Consider the following 20,755-nt stretch of genomic DNA (forward strand, 5'->3'; position numbering starts at 1 on the left):
TTTAGTGATCCCTTGCAGCTAGTGCAGTGACAAGATCAAAAGACTTGCCACTACGAATAATATTTAATGCGTGTTCGCTATTTTCTTTCAAGTTTTCATGACCATTAATGCGCATTAACATGGCCACATTTGCTGCTACCGCAGATTCATGAGCAGCTTCACCATGACCTTGTAGCAGATTGCTGAGTAAAATGCGATTTTCATCGGGCGTTCCACCTTCTAAATCACGGATTTGATAAGGCATTAAACCAAAGTCATCGGCAGTGAGTTGGTATTGGCGTAAAGCTCCATCTTTAAGCTCTGCAACTTGGGTCGTGGCATGTAAAGAAACCTCATCCATTCCACCACTGTGAACTACTGCTGCACGGGTGAAACCAAGCATTTGTAATGTTTTGGCTACAGGCTCTACAAGGGATGCTTGATAGACGCCAATTAACGCTAGCGGCGGCCGCGCAGGGTTAATTAATGGGCCGAGTACATTAAACAGTGTTCTTGTTTTTAATTGAGTGCGTACAGGTGCAGCATGGCGAAATCCACTGTGATACTGCGGCGCGAATAGAAAACACACGCCTAAATCATCAAGAGCATCACGCGCACTTTGTGCACTCAAATCTAATGCAATACCAAATGCAGATAATAAATCTGATGAACCTGAGCGACTAGAAACACTACGGTTACCATGTTTCGCCACTTTGATCCCCGATGCGGCGGCAACAAACGCGCTCGCTGTCGAAATGTTGATACTATTTGCGCCATCACCACCCGTACCTACAATATCACTAAATTGATAATCGGGACGAGGGAAAGGCTGCGCGTTTTCTAAACAAGCTAATGCAGCACCTGCGATTTCTTGTGGTTGCTCACCCCGCATTTTCATACTGATAAGCACGGCAGCTAGTTGTGATTCGGTCAGCTCACCTTGAATAATGGCATTAAATAAAAATTGGCTCTCTTGCTGTGTTATTGCTTTGCCATTAAATAATTTATCGTAAATATTTTGCATGATTGATTCTCTCTTTCCCATTAGTGCGAATGTTGTGTTGTTTTTTGATTGGGAGCAGAAAGAGCCCACGCCACTGTATTTTCTAACAACAATTTTCCCTGTGTGGTTAAGATAGACTCAGGATGAAACTGAAAACCGCAAACGCGGTCGTTATCATTGCGTACTGCCATGACCATGCCATTTGATTGCGCGCAGATAGTTAAAGATTCAGGAATTTGACTACCGACCAGTGAATGATAGCGAGCAACAGAAATTGGATTCTCTAAACCTGAAAACATCGCTAATTCATCATGGGTTGTCATTGATGACTTACCATGCAGTATTTCTCCTGCCGCTGAAACGGTGCCGCCGTATGCTTCTATAATGGCTTGATGACCCAAGCAAATTCCAATAATAGGAATTTGACCTTTTATTTTGCTTAGGACTTCAGGCATTGAGCCAGCTTCACTTGGCTTTCCTGGGCCTGGAGATAAAACCAAAATAGGCGACTCCATACCGTTTAAGACAGATAAAATATGTTCAACCGGTACAGTGTTACGATAAATCACGACTTGATGACCACTACAACGGAGTTGATCGACTAAGTTGTAAGTAAAGGAATCAACGTTATCTAGCAATAAAATATTCGCCATTAGAATAACTCCTTAACTTGGTGTGCTTGGGCAATAGCGCGAATAACCGCGCGTGCTTTATTACGGGTTTCATCAGCTTCAGCTTGAGGAGAGGAATCAAGAACAACGCCACCGCCTGCTTGTACCGTCGCAATGCCATTTTCGACATAAGCCGAACGAATAACGATGCAAGTATCAAAATCACCTTTTCCGTTGAAATAACCAACAGCACCACCATAAGAGCCACGACGTTCTTGTTCATATTGTGCAATCAATTGCATCGCCTTCACTTTTGGTGCTCCTGTTAATGTGCCCATGTTCATACAAGCTTGATATGCATGGAAAACATCAAGGTCGCTGCGTAATTTACCTACTACATGCGACACTAAGTGCATAACGAAAGAGTAGCGATCCACTTTCGTTAAATTAGCGACATAACGGCTACCCGCCTCACATATACGAGCGAGATCATTACGAGCAAGGTCAACTAACATAATGTGTTCTGCGAGTTCTTTTTCATCGGTACGCATAGACAGTTCGATACGGCTATCGAGATCAAGGTCAATTTCTCCTTGTGCATTACGGCCACGAGGCCGCGTTCCTGCAATAGGGTAGATCTCTACCTTTCGGCTGTCAGCGTTATATTTCAACGCGCTTTCTGGAGAGGCACCAAATAATGTGAAATCGCTATCTTGCATATAAAACATATAAGGGCTTGGGTTTTGTGCTTTAAGCTTCTGATAAGCGATGAGCGGATATAAGCATGGCATAGTGAATTTACGTGATGGGACGACTTGAAAAATATCGCCACGATAAATAGCTTCTTTTAATGAAGAAACCACGGTGCCATATTCGCTATCATCTTTATTAATGCTAACCGTAAAATTCACCAGAGACTCAGGTGGTAGTGCGGGTAAAAAAGGGCGGCAAGCAGCAATTATTTGATGATGACGTTGTGTCAGTGTTTCAATATGTAATTTGTTATCAGTAAAAATGCAGCTTTTAATACGAGCAGCTTGGTTCTGATGGTCGATCACTAAATAGTGCTCAGCGACAAAAAAACAGTAATCAGGACAGTTATTAATTGTTTTAACACGAGGCAATGACTCAAAATTTGCCACTAAGTCATAAGCAAATAATCCACCGATAAAAATATTTTCAGGTTTGCTTGAATGGGCTTGCGCCAGTGCAGGTAACGAACGTAATACATCTAAACAAGATGAAGCTTTTAAACGACTATCTTCATCTATATCATTATTTGGCGTAGTAAAGATAACCACTAAATTATCAATAGTTATTGTGCTACTTTCTATATGGTCGGTTAATTGTGAGAGTATTAAAGGTAATAATGCACGGCCGTTATCTGTTAAGGCTTCAATTTCAACACGTTGGCCAAAGGCACGAATACGTAACGAGCTTTCAACAATCAATAAACTTTGTAGGTTTGCTTTATTATTAATTTCAGCAGATTCCAACAACATGGTTGAAGGCTTATTTTGACATAAGTGATTAAACAGCAATGTTGGATCTGGTTGGTAGTTAATTGGGCTATCCAGATAATTAAAATGTGCTAATGTGGTGTTTTGTTTGTTCATTTTGTTGCCTTTACGCTAATTTCAGACATTAAAAAACCCGCTATATAAGAGCGGGTTCGGCACTGAGGCATGATTAATCTATGCGTGTGCAGCTTCCGCCCAATTTGGGAAGTCACGCCACCAACGATTTGATAAATTACATAAATTCATATAATGCCTCACTGGATAAACAGGGTTTAATTTTAAATCTTTTAGCTATAAGCTATCTTGCGTACTAGTAAACTGGATCGCGCGCTTTGTGTCAAGGATTTTTATTAATGATTTCAGAAATGTGATTTCAGAAAAATAGTTAAAATATAAAAAATGGAGTAGCTATAATTATGTCGCAAGTCTCGACACCATTACTAACTCGCTATGATTTGCATAGTCACACGAATGCTTCAGATGGCAATCTGACCCCTGTTGAATTAGTCGAGCGTGCGATAGAAATGAGCATAAATATTCTATCGATTACCGACCACGATACTTGTGATGGGCTTATTCAAGCCAGAGATTATATTCTTGAAAATCAACGGCCAATCGAACTAATTAATGGCGTTGAAATCTCGACTCTATGGGAAAATATAGAAATTCATATTGTGGGGTTAAATTTCTCAGTCTCTGCTAACTCAATGAAAAATTTGTTGAATGAACAATCGGCACGTCGGCTAGAACGAGGGCAAGAAATAGGTAGGCGATTACAAAAAGCAGGTATCGATGATGCTTGGGAGAATGCGGTTAAATTATCAGGTGGAGGGCAAGTAACACGCGCACATTTTGCTCAACATTTGGTTCAAATTGGTAAAGAAAAAAATATTAATAAAGTATTTAAACGTTATTTATCGAAAGGTAAAACAGGCTATGCTCCAGCTCAATGGTGCAGTATTCAAGATTCGATAGAAGCGATTCATGCTGCGGGCGGTGTTGCTGTACTTGCCCATCCGTCTAAGTATCAACTATCAAATAAATGGTTAAAGCGAGTCATTGCTCATTTTAAAGAATGTCAGGGTGATGCGATGGAGGTTTCACATTGTCAGCAACCCCCACATGAAAAACAATTTTTGGCTGAGCTTGCGAAAACAGCAGATTTGAGAACGTCAGTGGGTTCAGATTTTCACCGCCCCTGTTCATGGATAGAGTTAGGTCGGAATTTATGGCTGCCAGATGATACTCAAGCTGTTTGGACGCTTTGGAATGATGTCAAAACAGATTAAATCAAGTAAAACAGTTTGAAACTTTGATGTCTTATCGATGCGGTGTAGAATAATAATATTAACTTACCGTAAATTAAGCTTACTATAGGTTGCAATACGGTATTACACCCAAAACGATGATGTTATTTGATTAGATTGGGGTTTGGATTAGATAATCTATTAGATAAATGTATTGATAATTACCTTATTTTTCTCAATACATTAAAGTTTTGAAAGTAGATGGCATTACTATAATCATTTTACTAAGTGATGCATCGATATCAAATATTAGAGGTATGTATGAGTCAGTTTTTTTACATTCACCCGGATAATCCACAAGCTAGATTAATTAGCCAAAGTGTTGATATCTTAAATAAAGGTGGAGTTGTTGTTTATCCGACAGATTCCGGTTATGCCATCGGGTGTCGCTTAGAAGATAAAGACGCACTTGCACGAATTTGTCGCATCCGCAAAATCGATGTTAATCATAATTTCACTTTGATGTGTCGTGATCTATCTGAGATTTCTAATTATGCGCATGTTGATAATACGGTATTTCGCCTGATTAAAAATAATACGCCTGGCAACTATACTTTTATCTTGCGTGGAACGAAAGAAGTCCCACGCCGTTTGATGAATGAAAAACGTAAAACGATTGGGTTACGAGTGCCTTCAAATCCAATCGCACGGGATTTGTTAGAGGCGGTTGGCGAGCCATTAATGTCCACGAGTCTTATTATGCCTGGTGATGACTTTACCCAATCAGATCCAGAAGAAATCCGTGATTTACTTGATAAACAAGTGGATTTAGTTATTCATGGTGGCTATATCGGGCAAAAGCCAACAACAGTTATTGATTTTACCGATGATACTCCTGTTGTTCTGCGAGTCGGTACTGGTGACCCATCACCATTTGAATAAGAAATCGATTTTACTGAGATTTATTGTTGCAAAGAGTCGCAAAGATTAGTAATAGGGGTTCACTGCAAACCTGTGTATAATGCGCGGGTTTTTAAATTTATACTTTTTTGTGCTAGGCCTTAAGTTTAGTACAGCAAGTTATTTGACGCCTGTGAAGGCGACAGTAAGAGGGTTATATGAGCGATAAATCGCAAAAGACTGAAAAGTTACAAAAAATTCTAGCTCGCTCTGGGCATGGTTCCCGTCGAGAAGTTGAGACATTTTTACAAGCTGGTCGAGTCAGTGTTGATGGTAAAATTGCAACATTGGGCGATCGGGTTGAAGTTACAGCATCAACTAAAATTCGGTTAGATGGTCGCCTGTTAGCGATTAAAGAGCCTGAAAAAGAAATTTGCCGCGTTATGGCGTACTATAAGCCTGAAGGTGAATTATGTACACGTCATGATCCTGAAGGTCGTCCAACAGTATTTACTCGTTTGCCTAAGCTCACAGGAGCAAGATGGATAGCGGTAGGGCGTCTCGATGTTAATACGAGTGGTCTGTTGTTGTTTACGACAGATGGTGAATTAGCAAACAGATTGATGCATCCAAGTCGTGAAGTTGAGCGTGAATACGCGGTTCGTGTTTTCGGTGAAATTAATGATGCGAAAATTCGTCAATTAACGATGGGTGTTCAATTAGAAGATGGTCCTGCCTCTTTTAAAACTGTTTCATACCGTGGTGGTGAAGGTATGAACCAGTGGTATAACGTGACTTTAACTGAAGGACGTAACCGTGAAGTTCGTCGCTTATGGGAATCTGTAGGTGTTCAAGTTAGTCGCTTGATCCGTGTACGTTACGGTGATATTGATTTACCTAAAGGGCTTCCTCGTGGTGGTTGGACTGAATTAGGTCTCGAGCAAACAAATTACCTAAGAGAATTAGTTGGGCTTTCCGTTGAAACGGAAAGCAAGGTTGCTGTTGAACGTGATCAGCGACGTCTGAAAGCGAATCAAATTCGTCGTGCGGTTAAGCGTGCGACTGAGGTAGCTTCAAGACCTGCATCTAAGCGCCAGGCATCAAAACCGAAACCAACTGCGAAACGCCGTACACGCATTTAGTTTGAGAGTGTTGTGTTGAACAAAAAGGTTATGGGATTGAGTCAGTTACCCATAACCTTTTTTGTTATATTAATTTATGATAATGAAGAAAATGTAATTACTTTTCTTGTCTCATTGATTTTAAATTAATTTTTTTGAATTGCATTCACAATAACTTTATTGCCAGAAATCGTACCCGTAGTTCCATTTGTTACTGTTGGGCTAGTGATTTTTGTGGTGTTATTTGAGCTTAGTATCCCATAACTATTTTCAATTCTAATAGCAGAATCAACAGTAAGGTTTTTACCTGCTGCAATTTTTCCGGCGTAGTTATCAAGGTTACCGACATTAATTTTTTGATTATTAGCACCCGTGATTGCTCCATAATTATTTTGCAATCCAGCTTTTAAAATAATATCAATATCGTTTCGAGCTATATTCTGCTTGTTAATATTAGCAGCAATGGAACCATACCAGTTATAAAGAGTATCCCCTTTAATGGTAATTGCACCATCATTGGTTTGTAATCCACCATTTTGATTTGTTAATCCAAACTTGGTGTTAACATATTGGAATTCATCACTATAGGTGTTATTCAATGCACTTGTTTCAATGTTTAAGTTACTTTCAGCATTGATCAAACCACCTAGGTTATTGAGGTCATGAGACTTTATATCTAAATTTTTAGCTTTAATATAACCTGCATTATTGCTTAATACTGATGTGGTTATATTACTTAGGCCATTATCAGAAATGATAGAACCCGTATTAACTAATTTATAAGTCTCTATATTGATTAATTTACCACTATGAATTTTAGAGACAGAATCATTAGTTAATGAAACCGAAGCATCAATATCCATTTTACCATTTTGTGCATTTAACTCAGAGCTCAATTGAGTTAAATTCATCGCACTTACGCTGACTTTGCGTTTAGCCGTTATTTTACTATTGGAGATATTATCAACGGTTGATTGAGCCTTGATATTAAGATCTCTACCAGCGGTGACATTCGAGTTTTCGTTAAGTAAGCTAATTGCATTGATAGAAACATCGCGTTCAGCAATAAAGCCTTTATTCGGATTGTTGGGAAGTTGAATACTATCTCTATTATATATGGCACCCGTAGAGTGAATGTTAATATCACCATTAGTTGATTTAAATAAACCATTATCATTCACGAGTGTATTTGAAATCGTGTTAATATCTTTAGCGGCTTTAATCACGCCATTCGCATTAGTAATATAGCCTAATGTGGTGATATTTACATTTCCTTTATTTGCCTCAATTCTACCATTATTGTTATTTAACGTATTGGGATTAGATATGGTGATATCGATATCATTATTTGCATTTATGACGCTATTGTTGGTTAGACCCATTGATTTAATGTTGATCGAACCTGAGGAGGTTATATTGGCAGAAGTATTGATTAGTCCTCCAGAAGTATCGATCAATAAACCGCCATTACCAACAGAAATATTACCAGCGTTAGTGACGCCAACACCATTTTCAGTTGTGATTAAAGAAATTTTGTCAGCATACATACCACCTATAGCAGATACATCAATGCCAACGATGGGTTGAGCTCCCGCTCCCGTTGTACGTCCAACAACTTGACCATTATTATTGACAATATTATTACCGGCAGTTGCGGTGATATTTTTTGCACTAATAACTCCGTTGACGGCAATTGAACGAGCGATAATATCGGTAGGTGAGTTAGTATCAAAATGGCTATTAATAGTCACTTTTCCTTTCTCAACATTGTAACCTGTAATTGACCCATCATTGGCTAAAATTACATTACCGGTAGTAAGTGTTGCGCGATTGGTATTAATAAATCCACAGTTATTGCAGGTTATTCCAGAAGCATTGGCAACAATGACTTGTGCTTTACCACCAGCGACTTCAATCATGCCATTTAAGGTGGTTGCAGATACTGAATTAACTTCATTTAAAATAACTTTAGCTCTGCCATTTGTAAGATTAGCATTACCACCAACTCTACCGCCTATTTGTGTATTACTATTATTTGCACTGTTGTTTAAAATAACACCTTTTTGGTCAACATCAAATGCACTATAAATATTATGAGATACGCCATTTTGACTAGGTGCTTTGATATGAACAATAGTAGGGCCATTTCCTTGGGTTAAGATACCCGCACCATTTGTTGATGTGATTGCACCTTGAGCAACGGTCGATAATCCTAATATAATTGAAACACATAAAAATACAGGTTTAATTTTCAATATTGGTGTATTGGAACTATTATTTAAATAATTTTTCATATATATATCCTTTAAACTTAAAATAGACAGAATCTAAAATAATTAACAATCCATTATTGCAGTTAAATTATGATGCAATAAAACTTTAAATAAAAATTAATAATATTAAAGTTGATTATGAAATTGTACGGTGGTTGAAAGTAAGTTCAATCACAAATATGCAGGATTAAATATATTTAAATAAATAAATTTCTTTTTGTTCAATAAGTAGCAATTACTCTAGTATTGATATGATGGGGATTAATACTAAGGTAATTACACTTATGTATAAATGATGTTTTTGTATTTATAGTTAAGTTATTCTAATAAGGATAATCTAACTGATACTTAATCTAATGAATATTTTTTTTGATGTTGTGATTTATTAAATATAATTAACGCTTTTATAGGATAATGTCTATTAAATGTAATATTTAAATTCATTTTATTAATATTTTTAAAATATAAAAATTAATTTACTCAATAGTGTTTTTGTTTTTTTGAATTAAATTCCCATATTTGATGAGAAACACATCAATTTATCGTTTAAAATCTCTCGGTATAAATTGGCTGAAATTCTAAGGTTACGTCAGTGCTGTAATTACCTCATATTAGAAAAATTTCTCGTGGTTACATTAATTTTAATTATGTTTTATCACAAAATTGTTCAATTTAGATTGAGATAATTTCATTTATACACTATTTTGATGTAGATCAAAATTAAAATAGGTTATGGCTTTTTATGACGGCTTTCCAATTAGTGCGTTGGCTAGGAATATTGAGTATTAGCATCTCTGGTTGCGATGTTTATCAACCAATACAGCCTGAAAGTGGTCGGTTTTATTTTAGTAATGATATGGGGGAAGATGTCGTTTTTTTAATTGATGAAAAATCTGTCGTTATCCCCAAACATACGGTTGGAAGTCTATTTTTAGGTGTTGGTATGCATACTATGTCAACGAGAGATAATCAATTAATCAAATTTATGGTTTATCCAGATAATAAAGGTGGAATATTAAACCCGCAGCACCAACTATACTACAGCTACAATTTCGTACATGGTACGAATGGTATCCCTTCAATTTATCACTTAACTACTCAGGATGTGATCGTGAGTGATTATCATCTCAAGGGAAAAATTAATAGTAGCAATCATTATGTTATTGATAATAATGCATTTAACTGTGATTTTGCTATTGGTGATGAAGTGCCTAATATTCTGACAACTTATACAGGGGTCAGCCAAGTGAAAACGAAATGTTTTTCTCGCCAAGAATTACTGGATTTGCTTCGTAGTGATGATGCTTTGATATCGCAGTTATTAGTAAAAAAGGTATTTTATAATGAAAAAGAGTCAGTCACATTAATCTTTGATTATCCGCTAACTGCACCTAATTTTACTGATGAAAATTTGCAAATGTATGCACTAGATATATTTGAACTTCTTAATGACTATAGAGGTTCAACAGATTCAGATAAGAAGCAATTTTATTATAACCAATACCATAAACTAGTTTCTCGAATGACGCGTATTTATGGGCAATTAGGTAGTGAAGAGTATTCGATGGTGGAAAAACAAAAATATCTTACGTTTATGAACCAGACAAGGGCGATATTTAATGCAGGAATTCTGATGCTTAATTAGTTTGAATGAGTTTATGGCGAGTTGAATAGCCAATAACAACGTTATTGGCTATTGAGTTTATTACCAATCAATCCCTTTTTGAGCTTTAATGCCAATATCAAAGGCATGTTTTATTGGGCGCATTTCAGTGACGGTATCTGCGAGAGCTAGTAAATCTCGATGGCAACCACGACCCGTTATGATAACGGATTGGTTATCAGGTCTATTTTGTAATGCAGTGATGACATCTTCTAAGGGAAGGTAGTGATAGCTAATCATATAAGTTAATTCATCAAGGATAACTAAATCGATCTGAGGGTTAGCTAACAACTGTTTAGCGTGATGCCATGTTTCAAGGCACGCGAGCGTATCTGTTTCTCGATTTTGAGTGTCCCACGTGAAACCGGTATTCATCACATAAAAAGGAACTCCATGAGGTTCAAGTAACTCACGTTCGCCATTGTCCCAGCTACCTTTGATAAATTGAACTACAGCCGCTTTTTTGCCATGACCAACACTTCGACAAACGGTACCAAAAGCCGCTGTTGTTTTCCCTTTACCATTTCCCGTGAATACGAGCAGAATACCGCGTTCAAGTTGCGCCGCTTCAATGCGTGCATCAACTTTTTCTTTTAAGCGTTGTTGACGTGTTTCATGTCGGTTTTGTGACATAAAGTTACTCCGCTGGACCTGCTTTACGTCCAGGCTGTGCATCATAGCTAGTGCCTGTTTTACGTAAGCTATCGTCACCCATTAAGTAAATATAGATTGGCATAATTTCTTCGGGAGTTTTCAAATTCTGAGCGTTTTCTTCAGGGAAAGCACTTGCGCGCATACTGGTGCGTGTTCCACCTGGATTAATACAATTTACGCGTAATTGAGTATGTTTATATTCTTCTGCAAGAACTTGCATTAAACCTTCGGTCGCAAATTTAGAGACAGCATATGCTCCCCAACCTATACGACCTTGTTTGCCAACACTAGAGCTAGTAAAGATTAATGAAGCCGTAGGTGCTTTTAACAATAAAGGTAATAGGGCTTGAGTCAGCATAAAAGTGGCATTTACATTAACTTGCATAACGTCGTGCCATAATTGAGTTGGTTGTTCTGTGATGGGTGCAACAACACCAAGAATACCTGCGTTATGTAACACGCCATCAAGGTGAGGAGATATCTTTGCAACGTTATTAGCTAAAGAATGACAGTCATCACTCGTTGCTGTTAGTAAATCTAAAATATGAATTTGGGCTGGTTTACCTGTCAAGTTTGTTATCTCTTGACTGACCGATTCCAGTTTTTGTCGAGTTCTTCCGACTAATATTAACGATGCACCAAAGCGGGCATAAGTTAAAGCCGCTTCACGACCAATGCCATCACCTGCGCCTGTTACTAAGATAGTTTTACCCTTTAAAAGGTCTTGTCTTGGCTGATATTGAAGCATATTCTTTCCTATCATATTTATTAACATATTGTCGGTATCATCGCACTAATCGTGTTTCTTGGCTAATCTTACATAGATGTTAGTCTATTTTTATGTGGCAATATGACTTTTTTCTGGTTGTTTGGTTACAATCATGAGACTATTTTTTATTAAAGATTAATATTAGAAGGATCAATTTGTGGAGTATTTCTCTTTGTATGGACTATTTTTAGCAAAAGTTGTCACAATTGTGGTTGCTATTGTTTTACTTGCCGTTTTTGTATTTGGTGCAGGAATGCGTCGTCAAGGTGCTAAAGGTTCTTTAAAAATCACTGATTTAGGTGAAAATTACCGTGAGCGTCAGCGTCAAATGCAGCAAATCAAAATGAATGATTCTGAGCAAAAAGCTTGGTTAAAAGCATTTAAGAAACAGCTTAAATTAAAATCAAAAAGTGAGAAATCTGGCGCTAAAGTAGGACAAACTGCGGTTAAAAAGCCTTGTTTATATGTATTAGACTTCAAAGGAAGTATGGACGCGCGTGAAGTGACTTCTTTAAGAGAAGAAATCAGCGCTATCCTTGCGGTTGCGGATCAACAAGATGAAGTTTTACTGCGTTTGGAAAGTCCAGGTGGAATGGTCCATGGTTATGGCTTGGCGGCTTCTCAATTAGTGAGATTAAAAGAAAAAAATATCCCGCTAACTGTCGCTGTTGACAAAGTGGCAGCGAGTGGGGGATATATGATGGCTTGTATTGCAAGCAAAATAATTGCCGCGCCATTTTCTATTATTGGATCGATTGGTGTTGTCGCCCAAGTTCCTAATATTCATCGTTTACTTAAAAAACATGATGTTGATGTTGAATTGCATACAGCTGGTGAATTCAAAAGAACGTTAACCATGTTAGGTGAAAATACCGAACAAGGTCGCAAAAAATTTGTCGAAGATTTAAATTCAACTCATGAATTGTTTAAACAGTTTGTGCATATGAACCGTCCATCGCTTGATATCGATGCAGTCGCCACGGGTGAATATTGGTATGGTTCGCAAGCTATAGAGAAAGGTTTAGTTGACCAAATTGGTGTGAGCGATGATGCGATAATTAATGCGATTGATACCAAAGAAATTATCAGTATTCGTTACGTAATAAGTAAAAAAGTGATGGATAGGTTTACAGGTAGCGTTTCAGAAAATATTGATAAATTATTATTGCGCTGGTGGCAGCGTGGCCAAAAACCATTTTTATAATTGCTCGATAATTCGCAAATATTTTATTATCAAACTAATATATAAATTACCGGCGTCAAGCCGGTAATTTTTTTCAGGTCATTCATCATTCAGACGATACTGTTCTGAAAGTATATGTGCTAGGTGTTTATACATATTGAAAGCTGCGGTACTTTTAATGGTAGGAATTCCATTGTCATCTAAAAAGAACTCGCCTTTGAACACTAAAGTATTGCGATGTTGCTCTACAGTATTCACAAACATGCCATGAATATAATCATCGTGTTTCTGTATGATATCATTGGCTTTTTCAAGTAGTTCTTTTTTTGTAATGTATTGGATATTATCTTGCATTGAATCGCTCCCTTGAAAAAATAATTGGTTGCTTATAGCATTTTATCAGGTACAGTGTGTGTTTTTCAATAGTATTTAAACAACATAATCCGGTTAAAATCAGTTGATTAGAGCGTTTTATCTGTTTTTTATAATAACGTGACTGAGATTAGAAGTTTTGTTTCAATACAAATTATTGTACAAAAACATATTGATATATTGTGATTGTGTCGCAATATAAAAAAGAGATTTCCATTTTGCGCATTTTAATGCAGAAATGCGCCATTGTTGATATTTAGGTAAAGGTAACTATGGGTAAAGCTCTTGTTATAGTGGAGTCCCCGGCAAAAGCCAAGACAATCAATAAGTATCTTGGAAGTGGCTACGTTGTGAAAAGCAGCGTTGGTCACATTCGTGATCTGCCGAAAAGCGGCTCTAGTTCACAAACCGGCTCACAAAAAAAGAGTACAGACTCATCTACCGATAAAACCAAAAAGGTGAAAAAAGATCCTCAAGAAGCGTTAGTTAAACGCATGGGGATTGACCCTTACCATGGTTGGAAAGCAAATTATCAAATTTTGCCCGGTAAGGAAAAAGTCGTTTCTGAACTCCAAGCATTGGCAGCAGATGCTGACCATGTCTATCTCGCGACGGATCTCGACCGCGAAGGGGAAGCGATTGCTTGGCATTTGCGTGAAGTTATCGGTGGTGATGAATCACGTTTTAGCCGTGTCGTATTTAATGAAATAACTAAAAATGCGATCACACAAGCGTTTGAAAGCCCTGGCGAGTTGAATATCGATAGGGTAAATGCTCAGCAAGCTCGTCGCTTCATGGACCGAGTAGTGGGATACATGGTATCGCCATTATTATGGAAAAAAGTGGCTCGTGGTCTTTCTGCTGGTCGAGTACAATCGGTTGCAGTACGATTAATTGTTGAGCGTGAACGCGAAATTAAAGCATTTGTTCCTGTCGAATATTGGGAATTACATGCAGATTTATCTGATAAAGATGTGACAAACTTACGTATGGAAGTCACTTCTCAAGCAGGTAAAGCATTTAAGCCAGTCAATAAAGCACAAACAGATGCGGCAGTTAAATTGCTTGAAAAAGCTCGTTTTCAGGTTATTGACCGTGAAGATAAGCCGACATCAAGTAAGCCAAGTGCGCCATATATCACTTCAACCTTACAGCAAGCAGCCAGTACGCGCCTTGGCTTTGGTGTGAAGAAAACGATGATGATGGCTCAACGCCTTTATGAAGCCGGTTATATAACCTATATGCGTACTGACTCAACTAATTTGAGTCAGGATGCATTAGATATGGTTCGTGGCTATATAAATGACAATTTTGGTGCAAAGTATTTACCAAAAGATGCCAACGTTTATAGCAGTAAAGATAATTCTCAAGAAGCGCACGAAGCTATCCGACCTTCAAGTGTAGATGTTCTACCTGAAACACTGAAGGATATGGAAAATGATGCCAAACGGTTGTATCAGCTTATTTGGAATCAGTTTGTTGCTTGTCAAATGACACCAGCAAAATATGATTCGACGACGCTGACAGTTAAAGCGGGTGATTTTGAGTTAAAAGCCAAAGGACGTACTTTACGTTTTGATGGTTGGACTCGAGTGATGGCTGCGTTACGTAAAAACGATGAAGATAAAACTTTGCCACCTATTCAAGTGGGTTCAGAGCTATCTTTAGTTGAATTATTACCAACGCAACATTTTACTAAGCCACCTGCTCGCTTTAGTGAAGCATCGTTAGTTAAAGAATTAGAAAAACGAGGTATTGGACGTCCATCTACTTACGCTGCCATCATTTCGACTATCCAAGATAGAGGATATGCGAAAGTTGATAACCGTCGTTTCTATGCAGAAAAGATGGGTGAAATCGTCACAGATAGATTGGAAGAGAATTTCAATGATCTGATGAACTACGATTTTACAGCTAAAATGGAAGACCAACTTGACCATGTAGCGAATCACAGTGCAGATTGGAAAGCGGTATTAGATGAGTTCTTTTCCGACTTTAGTAAGCAGCTTGAAGTTGCAGAAAAAGATCCGGAAGAAGGCGGAATGCGTACCAATCCAATGGTTATCACATCTATCACCTGTCCTGATTGTTCTCTCCATATGGGAATTCGCACAGCATCTACTGGTGTATTCCTCGGATGCTCTGGGTATGCTTTACCGCCTAAAGAACGTTGTAAGAAAACAATTAATTTAATTCCAGAAGATGAAGTGCTTAATATTCTGGAAGGTGAAGACGCTGAAACTAATGCTTTAAGAGCAAAACGTCGTTGTCCAAAATGTGGTACTGCGATGGATAGTTATTTGATTGATAATCAACGTAAGCTACATGTTTGTGGTAATAATCCAGCTTGTGAAGGTTATGAGATCGAAGAAGGCGAATTCCGTATCAAAGGTTATGATGGCCCAGTCATTGAATGTGACAAATGTGGTTCTGAAATGCACTTGAAAATGGGGCGTTTTGGTAAGTACATGGGTTGTACTAATGAAGAATGTAAAAACACACGTAAAATCTTAAGAAGTGGTGAAATAGCCCCGCCGAAAGAAGATCCTGTTCCGTTGCCGGAATTACCGTGTGAAAAGTCAGATGCTTATTTTGTTCTACGTGATGGCGCGGCAGGTGTATTCCTCGCTGCCAATACATTCCCTAAATCGAGGGAAACTAGAGCACCATTAGTTGAAGAGTTACAAAGATTTAAAGATAGATTACCTGAAAAATTAGCTTACTTAGCGGAAGCACCAGCGAAAGATCCTGAAGGTAATTCAACTGTTGTACGTTTTAGTCGCAAGACTAAACAGCAATATGTGTCTTCTGAAAAGAATGGCAAAGCAACGGGTTGGAGTGCTTTTTATGTCGATGGTAAGTGGGTAGTTAAAGAAAAGTAATTGCATTTGAAAAAATGAAACTCATAAAAATACCAGTCAGCTAAGTTGACTGGTATTTTTTTATTGGGGTATCCAAGAATCCCAAGCAGGAACAGGTTGCAATTCTGAGATAAGAAAATCAATAAATGATCTTATTTTAGGATTACTGTATTTACTTGGGAAATAAAGCGCATATAAAGCATGAGTTTCATAAGTCACATTCCCATCAAGTAATAACGGTATTAATTCTTCTTTTTGAATATGGTCGCCAATAAGATAAGTGGGTAACCAAGCAACACCTTGGTTTTCTAGCACAGATTTCAGTAGAACTAAGCTGCTATTTGCCTGAATAGGAGCTCTAACTTTCAATTGATGCTGGCGGTTATGTTCATCGGTCATTTTTATTGGGGGCGTCAGCCCTGGATAAATAAGGCAATCGTGATCTACCAAATCAGTGCGCCTCATCGGAAAACCTTTTTTAGCCAAGTAATCTGATGTTGCACAATAAGCCCATCGAATAGGCGCTAGTTTACGCATGGCGTAATTCTGTGGGGGAGATGACGATATTCTTAATGCAATATCAAAGTCGGTATCATTTAAATTAACAAAGTCATCGTTAAGGTCAATGTATAAATTAACATCTGGACACTGCTCACGATATTTATCAATTAAATTAACTAGACGAGAATAGCCAAAAGCAATGGAACAGGTAATACGCAATTCTCCCTGAGGATATTCGTAATAGCTAGATGTTGCATTCAACGTATCATCGAATTCTTTCAATAACTTAAGTGCCCGATTAAAAAAATACTGTCCAGCATCCGTCAATGTAATGCTACGCGTTGTTCTTTTAATTAATGTTGTTCCTAATGTATTTTCCATCGCTGCTAAATTTTTACTGACCGCTGAAGGCGAAACATTAAGTTGTGTGGCGGCTTCAGAAAGACCTCCACATTCAACAATTTTAACAAAAAACTCTAAATTCTTGAGTGAAATTGGTGAGCTCATTCTTTCCTTTAATTCACAAGTGATTTGAGAAAACAGTATCAATATGCCATTTAAATCCCTTTTTAAAAGTGTAACTATTACCCTGTAGGAAAGAAAGCTATAACAATATGAAAAATAAACAAGTTAAGTGATATGCATCACAAAATACAGGGAAGGGAAATTACAAAACTTATAAATGTGATTTCTATCCTGATAAATATAATTTTAATTAAAAGGTAATCCGATATGTGGACTCGACTAGAACCCTACAAATCGTCTCTTATTCTACTCTTTGCTCTTATCCTTGGGGGATTACTTGGTATTTATACCCCAACATTTGCTATCCAACTGCAACCAGTGGGACAAATATTTCTTAATCTACTATTTATGATCATTGTTCCGTTAGTTGGGATCAGTGTGATGTCATCAATTGCTGGAATGACCGACCTTAAACGCTTGGGTCGAATAATTGGTATTATTTTTATTGTCTCTATAGCCATGGCACTTATCCCAGCGGCGGGTATCGTTGCATTAGCGTTATGGTATAACCCAGCGCAAGGCGTCACGATTGATCTTCCTAAGTCTGTAAATGCAGGCGCGGGAAATATGGATTTTGTCAGCATGATAACGACCAGTGACTTTGTCGGTCTATTTTCTAAGTCAAATATCTTAGCGCTCATCATGATTTCCATTATTGCAGGTATCGCAATTGGTCAATCTGCTGATGCAGGTAAGCGTATCGCTGCATTTCTTGATGATGCCAATACTATTGTGATGAAGATAGTCTCAATTATTATGAAAGTCGCACCTGTTGGGTTGGGCTGTTATTTTGCGGCGACTATGGCAAGTCAGGACGCGGCGCTATTAATGACATTTGCTCGTGCTATTGGGTTATTTATGGTTGCGACCCTAATTTACTATGTTTTTGGCTCTATTTTTTACTCGTGGATTGGTGGTGGTATACCGGGTGTGAAAGCATTCTGGCGTAATGCGATTGAACCTTCTGCGACTGCATTGGGAACTTGTTCTTCTTTAGGAACATTGCCCGTGACTATCCGCGCAGGAAAAGCGATGGGAATTAATCCTGAGATTGTGGATGTTTCAATTCCCTTGCTTGTTAATCTAAATAAAGGCGGCGTAGCAATGATTGCAGCGCTAAAAATTGTCTTTATTTATTCGGTATTAGGTCTGCCATTTACGACAGAAACTTTCTTTTTGGCCATGTTAATCGCAGTACTATCCGCCATTATCGTAGGGGGCGTACCAGGTGGTGCATTCCTTGGGGAAATATTTATTGTGACAACATTAGGTTTGCCAATGGAAGCGATCCCGATATTAGTGGTTCTCGGTACGATCACCGATGCGCCAGCTACACTGATTAACGTTATTCATGATTTAAATGCAGCTCAGATAGTTGAGCGCTTTGCAGGGAAAAAATCAGCAAATTCGAATATTCATGACCTATCAGTTTCAGAAAACGTAACTGAATAAGCTATTCAAACATAATGAATTAAAAGGTAAATTTAATGAAAGAGAACTTGAACATTGAAACTCAGTTAGTGACTGCTGGGCGAGAAAAACGCTATACACAAGGTTCGGTTAATGCGGTTATTCAACGTGCATCATCATTAGTTTTTGATACCGTAAAAGATAAGAAATTTGCAACTGCAAATCGGGCAAATGGCGAATTATTTTATGGACGTAGAGGCACTCTTACACATTTTTCATTCCAAAAAGCGATGGTCGATTTGGAAGGTGGTGTTGGTTGCGCCCTTTATCCATGCGGTGCAGCGGCAGTGACAAATGCAATTCTTTCATTTGTGGCAAGCGGTGACCATATCTTGATGACGGGAAGTGCATATGAGCCGACACAAGATTTTTGTAATAAGATCCTTAGCAAATATAATGTATCAACAACGTATTATGAACCAATGATCGGCGCAGAAATTGCTTCACTCATTCAACCAAATACGAAAGTTGTTTTTCTGGAATCGCCAAGTTCTATTACGATGGAAGTACAAGATGTTCCGGGAATGATAAAGGCGATTCGTGCCGTTAATCCTGAAATTGTAATTATGTTAGATAATACTTGGGCAGCAGGAATATTATTTCGAGCATTAGATTTCGGGGTTGATATTTCTATTCAAGCTGGCACTAAATACACGATTGGGCATTCTGATGCGATGTTAGGTACAGCCGTCTCTAACGAGCGTTGTTGGGAACGATTACGTGAAAATTCGTATCTGATGGGACAAACTCTCGATGCCGATACAGCTTATATGGGAAGCCGTGGTTTACGTACACTTTCAGTTAGATTAAAACAACATGAGATAAGTAGTATTGCGATTGCTAAATGGTTAGCTGACCGCCCTGAAGTTGCGAGAGTGAATCATCCTGCATTAGAGCAATGCCCTGGGCATGAATTTTATCGTCGTGATTTTTCTGGTTGTTCAGGTTTGTTTTCTTTTGTTCTTAAAAAACGCTTGTCCGATGAACAGATGTCTGCTTTTTTGGATAATTTTACCTTGTTCCATATGGCATACTCATGGGGTGGCTTTGAATCATTGATTTTAGCTAATCAACCCGAAGAATTAAATGAGATCCGCCCAGTCAGCAATGTGGACTTCACCGGTACGTTAGTTCGAGTTCATATTGGCCTTGAAAATATAGATGATTTAATCGCTGATCTTGATGCAGGTTTTGCTCGAATTAGTTAATTGAAGTCTGATAGATAGAATTAACCTAAAATTATATTTCTATTAATGGCTAGAGAACATAATTGTTTATCTAGCCATTTTTTTAGTAAACATTTCCTTTCCTTCAATGTACTCATTAATTAAATGATTGTGATGTAACTATCATTTATTCACTAAAGAAATCATTTGAACAAAAGTACTAACTTAAATGTGCTAACGTGAAATAGCGCTGTGCATTATTGCGTTCAACAATAAAACGGTTCTTACTTCATATCAATATGAGGTAAGTCGATGGAACGATAGATAAATTTTATCTACTGGAGGTAAAATGAAGTTCAAGATTTGTTTACTTGCTGCATTATTTACGACAAGTGCGGCTTTTGCCGCTGACACAACAGTCGTATTAAAAGAAGCGACCACAACTGGAGAGGGTAAAGCAATCGGTGAAGTCGTTATCTCTGAAACTGAATATGGATTATTGTTCACCCCGAAAATAACTGGGCTACAAGCAGGTATTCATGGTTTTCATATTCATGCCAACCCAAGTTGTGAACCGGGTGAAAAAGAGGGCAAAATAGTGCCTGCATTAAAAGCTGGTGGTCATATGGATCCTGAGAAAACAGGTGTGCATAAAGGTCCTTATGATAATAGCGGCCATTTAGGCGATTTACCGGGTTTAGTGGCAGATGCTAAAGGTAATGCGGATTATGCGGTTCTCGCACCACGGTTAAAGTCGCTTAATGATGTGAAAAATCATGCATTAATGGTACATGTTGGCGGTGATAATTATTCAGACAATCCTGAAGTACTCGGTGGTGGGGGGGCGAGGATGGCCTGTGGGATAATCAAATAATTACACTTCATACTTCGCGCTGTGGCGGTGTTGGCTGCACTCGGCTACTTGGGTCACATACTT

15 protein-coding genes, 1 pseudogene and 1 other annotated feature are annotated in these 20,755 nt (G+C 38.0%); of the genes and pseudogenes, 9 read left to right on the plus strand and 7 right to left on the minus strand.

Annotated elements, in window-relative coordinates; genetic code table 11:
* Position 1: 1 nt before the first annotated feature.
* Positions 2–1,635: pseudogene (gene trpD, locus DD649_RS08805) on the minus strand (bifunctional anthranilate synthase glutamate amidotransferase component TrpG/anthranilate phosphoribosyltransferase TrpD).
* Complete coding sequence (locus DD649_RS08810; RefSeq protein WP_294106098.1) at positions 1,635–3,209, minus strand: anthranilate synthase component 1; 1,575 nt, start codon at positions 3,207–3,209, stop codon at positions 1,635–1,637. The pseudogene trpD and the gene DD649_RS08810 overlap by 1 nt, the downstream one beginning before the upstream one ends.
* Positions 3,210–3,236: 27 nt before the next feature.
* Positions 3,237–3,338 (minus strand) — a sequence feature (Trp leader region).
* Between the two features lie 191 nt (positions 3,339–3,529).
* Here DD649_RS08810 and DD649_RS08815 point away from each other — a divergent pair.
* The 3 genes from DD649_RS08815 (at position 3,530) to rluB (ending at position 6,402) form a co-directional block, all read left to right on the plus strand.
* Positions 3,530–4,402 carry a PHP domain-containing protein gene (locus DD649_RS08815; RefSeq protein WP_294106100.1) on the plus strand — a complete coding sequence of 291 codons (873 nt, stop codon included), beginning with the start codon at positions 3,530–3,532 and terminating at the stop codon, positions 4,400–4,402.
* 279 nt (positions 4,403–4,681) lie between these two features.
* Positions 4,682–5,302, plus strand: a complete 621-nt coding sequence (locus tag DD649_RS08820; RefSeq protein ID WP_294106101.1) for an L-threonylcarbamoyladenylate synthase — start codon at positions 4,682–4,684, stop codon at positions 5,300–5,302.
* A gap of 176 nt (positions 5,303–5,478) precedes the next feature.
* Positions 5,479–6,402, plus strand: a complete 924-nt coding sequence (rluB, locus tag DD649_RS08825; RefSeq protein WP_294106102.1) for a 23S rRNA pseudouridine(2605) synthase RluB — start codon at positions 5,479–5,481, stop codon at positions 6,400–6,402.
* Positions 6,403–6,527: 125 nt separating this feature from the next.
* Here the strand turns inward: rluB and DD649_RS08830 are convergent, their stop codons facing one another.
* Positions 6,528–8,675 (minus strand): filamentous hemagglutinin N-terminal domain-containing protein, encoded by a 2,148-nt coding sequence (locus DD649_RS08830; RefSeq protein ID WP_294106104.1) that lies wholly within the window; start codon positions 8,673–8,675, stop codon positions 6,528–6,530.
* A 721-nt stretch (positions 8,676–9,396) separates the two neighbouring features.
* Here DD649_RS08830 and DD649_RS08835 point away from each other — a divergent pair.
* A complete protein-coding gene (locus tag DD649_RS08835) occupies positions 9,397–10,299 on the plus strand; it encodes a hypothetical protein (RefSeq protein ID WP_294106106.1) in 903 nt (300 codons plus the stop codon).
* A gap of 60 nt (positions 10,300–10,359) precedes the next feature.
* On the opposite strand, the gene cobO is transcribed toward DD649_RS08835, so the two are convergent.
* Positions 10,360–10,950 carry a cob(I)yrinic acid a,c-diamide adenosyltransferase gene (gene cobO / locus DD649_RS08840; protein ID WP_294106107.1) on the minus strand — a complete coding sequence of 197 codons (591 nt, stop codon included), beginning with the start codon at positions 10,948–10,950 and terminating at the stop codon, positions 10,360–10,362.
* A gap of 4 nt (positions 10,951–10,954) precedes the next feature.
* Positions 10,955–11,719 (minus strand): YciK family oxidoreductase, encoded by a 765-nt coding sequence (locus tag DD649_RS08845; protein WP_294106110.1) that lies wholly within the window; start codon positions 11,717–11,719, stop codon positions 10,955–10,957.
* A 178-nt stretch (positions 11,720–11,897) separates the two neighbouring features.
* Between DD649_RS08845 and sohB the strand changes: the two genes are divergently transcribed.
* The gene (gene sohB, locus DD649_RS08850; protein ID WP_294106113.1) at positions 11,898–12,944 is read left to right on the plus strand and encodes a protease SohB; all 1,047 of its coding nucleotides are present in this window, start codon (positions 11,898–11,900) and stop codon (positions 12,942–12,944) included.
* 78 nt (positions 12,945–13,022) lie between these two features.
* Here the strand turns inward: sohB and DD649_RS08855 are convergent, their stop codons facing one another.
* Entirely contained in the window at positions 13,023–13,277 is a 255-nt protein-coding gene (locus tag DD649_RS08855) for a DUF2498 family protein (protein WP_336430033.1), read from the minus strand.
* Positions 13,278–13,567: 290 nt separating this feature from the next.
* Here DD649_RS08855 and topA point away from each other — a divergent pair, with 290 nt between their 5' ends.
* Positions 13,568–16,177 (plus strand): type I DNA topoisomerase, encoded by a 2,610-nt coding sequence (topA, locus tag DD649_RS08860; RefSeq protein ID WP_294106115.1) that lies wholly within the window; start codon positions 13,568–13,570, stop codon positions 16,175–16,177.
* Positions 16,178–16,237: 60 nt separating this feature from the next.
* Here the strand turns inward: topA and DD649_RS08865 are convergent, their stop codons facing one another.
* Positions 16,238–17,164, minus strand: coding sequence for a LysR family transcriptional regulator (locus DD649_RS08865; RefSeq protein ID WP_294106117.1), 927 nt, complete (start codon positions 17,162–17,164; stop codon positions 16,238–16,240).
* 225 nt (positions 17,165–17,389) lie between these two features.
* On the opposite strand from DD649_RS08865, the gene DD649_RS08870 reads away from it, so the two are divergent.
* The 3 genes from DD649_RS08870 (at position 17,390) to sodC (ending at position 20,692) form a co-directional block, all read left to right on the plus strand.
* On the plus strand, positions 17,390–18,634 hold the full coding sequence (locus tag DD649_RS08870) for a dicarboxylate/amino acid:cation symporter (protein ID WP_294106119.1): 1,245 nt from the start codon (positions 17,390–17,392) through the stop codon (positions 18,632–18,634).
* Between the two features lie 35 nt (positions 18,635–18,669).
* On the plus strand, positions 18,670–19,860 hold the full coding sequence (gene metC, locus DD649_RS08875; RefSeq protein ID WP_294106122.1) for a cystathionine beta-lyase: 1,191 nt from the start codon (positions 18,670–18,672) through the stop codon (positions 19,858–19,860).
* A 307-nt stretch (positions 19,861–20,167) separates the two neighbouring features.
* Complete coding sequence (sodC, locus tag DD649_RS08880) at positions 20,168–20,692, plus strand: superoxide dismutase [Cu-Zn] SodC (protein WP_294106124.1); 525 nt, start codon at positions 20,168–20,170, stop codon at positions 20,690–20,692.
* The last annotated feature ends 63 nt before the right edge of the window (positions 20,693–20,755 follow it).

Origin of the sequence: Providencia sp., from assembly GCF_003533305.1 — a bacterium.
In the GTDB taxonomy this organism is placed as follows: Bacteria; Pseudomonadota; Gammaproteobacteria; order Enterobacterales; family Enterobacteriaceae; genus Providencia.

What these genes read in the sequence shown, in the direction of transcription:
- sodC (WP_294106124.1), top strand. Translation starts at nt 20,168, where the DNA reads ATGAAGTTCAAGATTTGTTTACTTGCTGCATTATTTACGACAAGTGCG.
- rluB (WP_294106102.1), top strand. Translation starts at nt 5,479, where the DNA reads ATGAGCGATAAATCGCAAAAGACTGAAAAGTTACAAAAAATTCTAGCT.
- metC (WP_294106122.1), top strand. Translation starts at nt 18,670, where the DNA reads ATGAAAGAGAACTTGAACATTGAAACTCAGTTAGTGACTGCTGGGCGA.
- DD649_RS08855 (WP_336430033.1), bottom strand. Translation starts at nt 13,277, where the DNA reads ATGCAAGATAATATCCAATACATTACAAAAAAAGAACTACTTGAAAAA.
- DD649_RS08820 (WP_294106101.1), top strand. Translation starts at nt 4,682, where the DNA reads ATGAGTCAGTTTTTTTACATTCACCCGGATAATCCACAAGCTAGATTA.
- DD649_RS08865 (WP_294106117.1), bottom strand. Translation starts at nt 17,164, where the DNA reads ATGAGCTCACCAATTTCACTCAAGAATTTAGAGTTTTTTGTTAAAATT.
- DD649_RS08845 (WP_294106110.1), bottom strand. Translation starts at nt 11,719, where the DNA reads ATGCTTCAATATCAGCCAAGACAAGACCTTTTAAAGGGTAAAACTATC.
- DD649_RS08830 (WP_294106104.1), bottom strand. Translation starts at nt 8,675, where the DNA reads ATGAAAAATTATTTAAATAATAGTTCCAATACACCAATATTGAAAATT.
- DD649_RS08815 (WP_294106100.1), top strand. Translation starts at nt 3,530, where the DNA reads ATGTCGCAAGTCTCGACACCATTACTAACTCGCTATGATTTGCATAGT.
- topA (WP_294106115.1), top strand. Translation starts at nt 13,568, where the DNA reads ATGGGTAAAGCTCTTGTTATAGTGGAGTCCCCGGCAAAAGCCAAGACA.
- cobO (WP_294106107.1), bottom strand. Translation starts at nt 10,950, where the DNA reads ATGTCACAAAACCGACATGAAACACGTCAACAACGCTTAAAAGAAAAA.
- DD649_RS08810 (WP_294106098.1), bottom strand. Translation starts at nt 3,209, where the DNA reads ATGAACAAACAAAACACCACATTAGCACATTTTAATTATCTGGATAGC.
- DD649_RS08835 (WP_294106106.1), top strand. Translation starts at nt 9,397, where the DNA reads ATGACGGCTTTCCAATTAGTGCGTTGGCTAGGAATATTGAGTATTAGC.
- DD649_RS08870 (WP_294106119.1), top strand. Translation starts at nt 17,390, where the DNA reads ATGTGGACTCGACTAGAACCCTACAAATCGTCTCTTATTCTACTCTTT.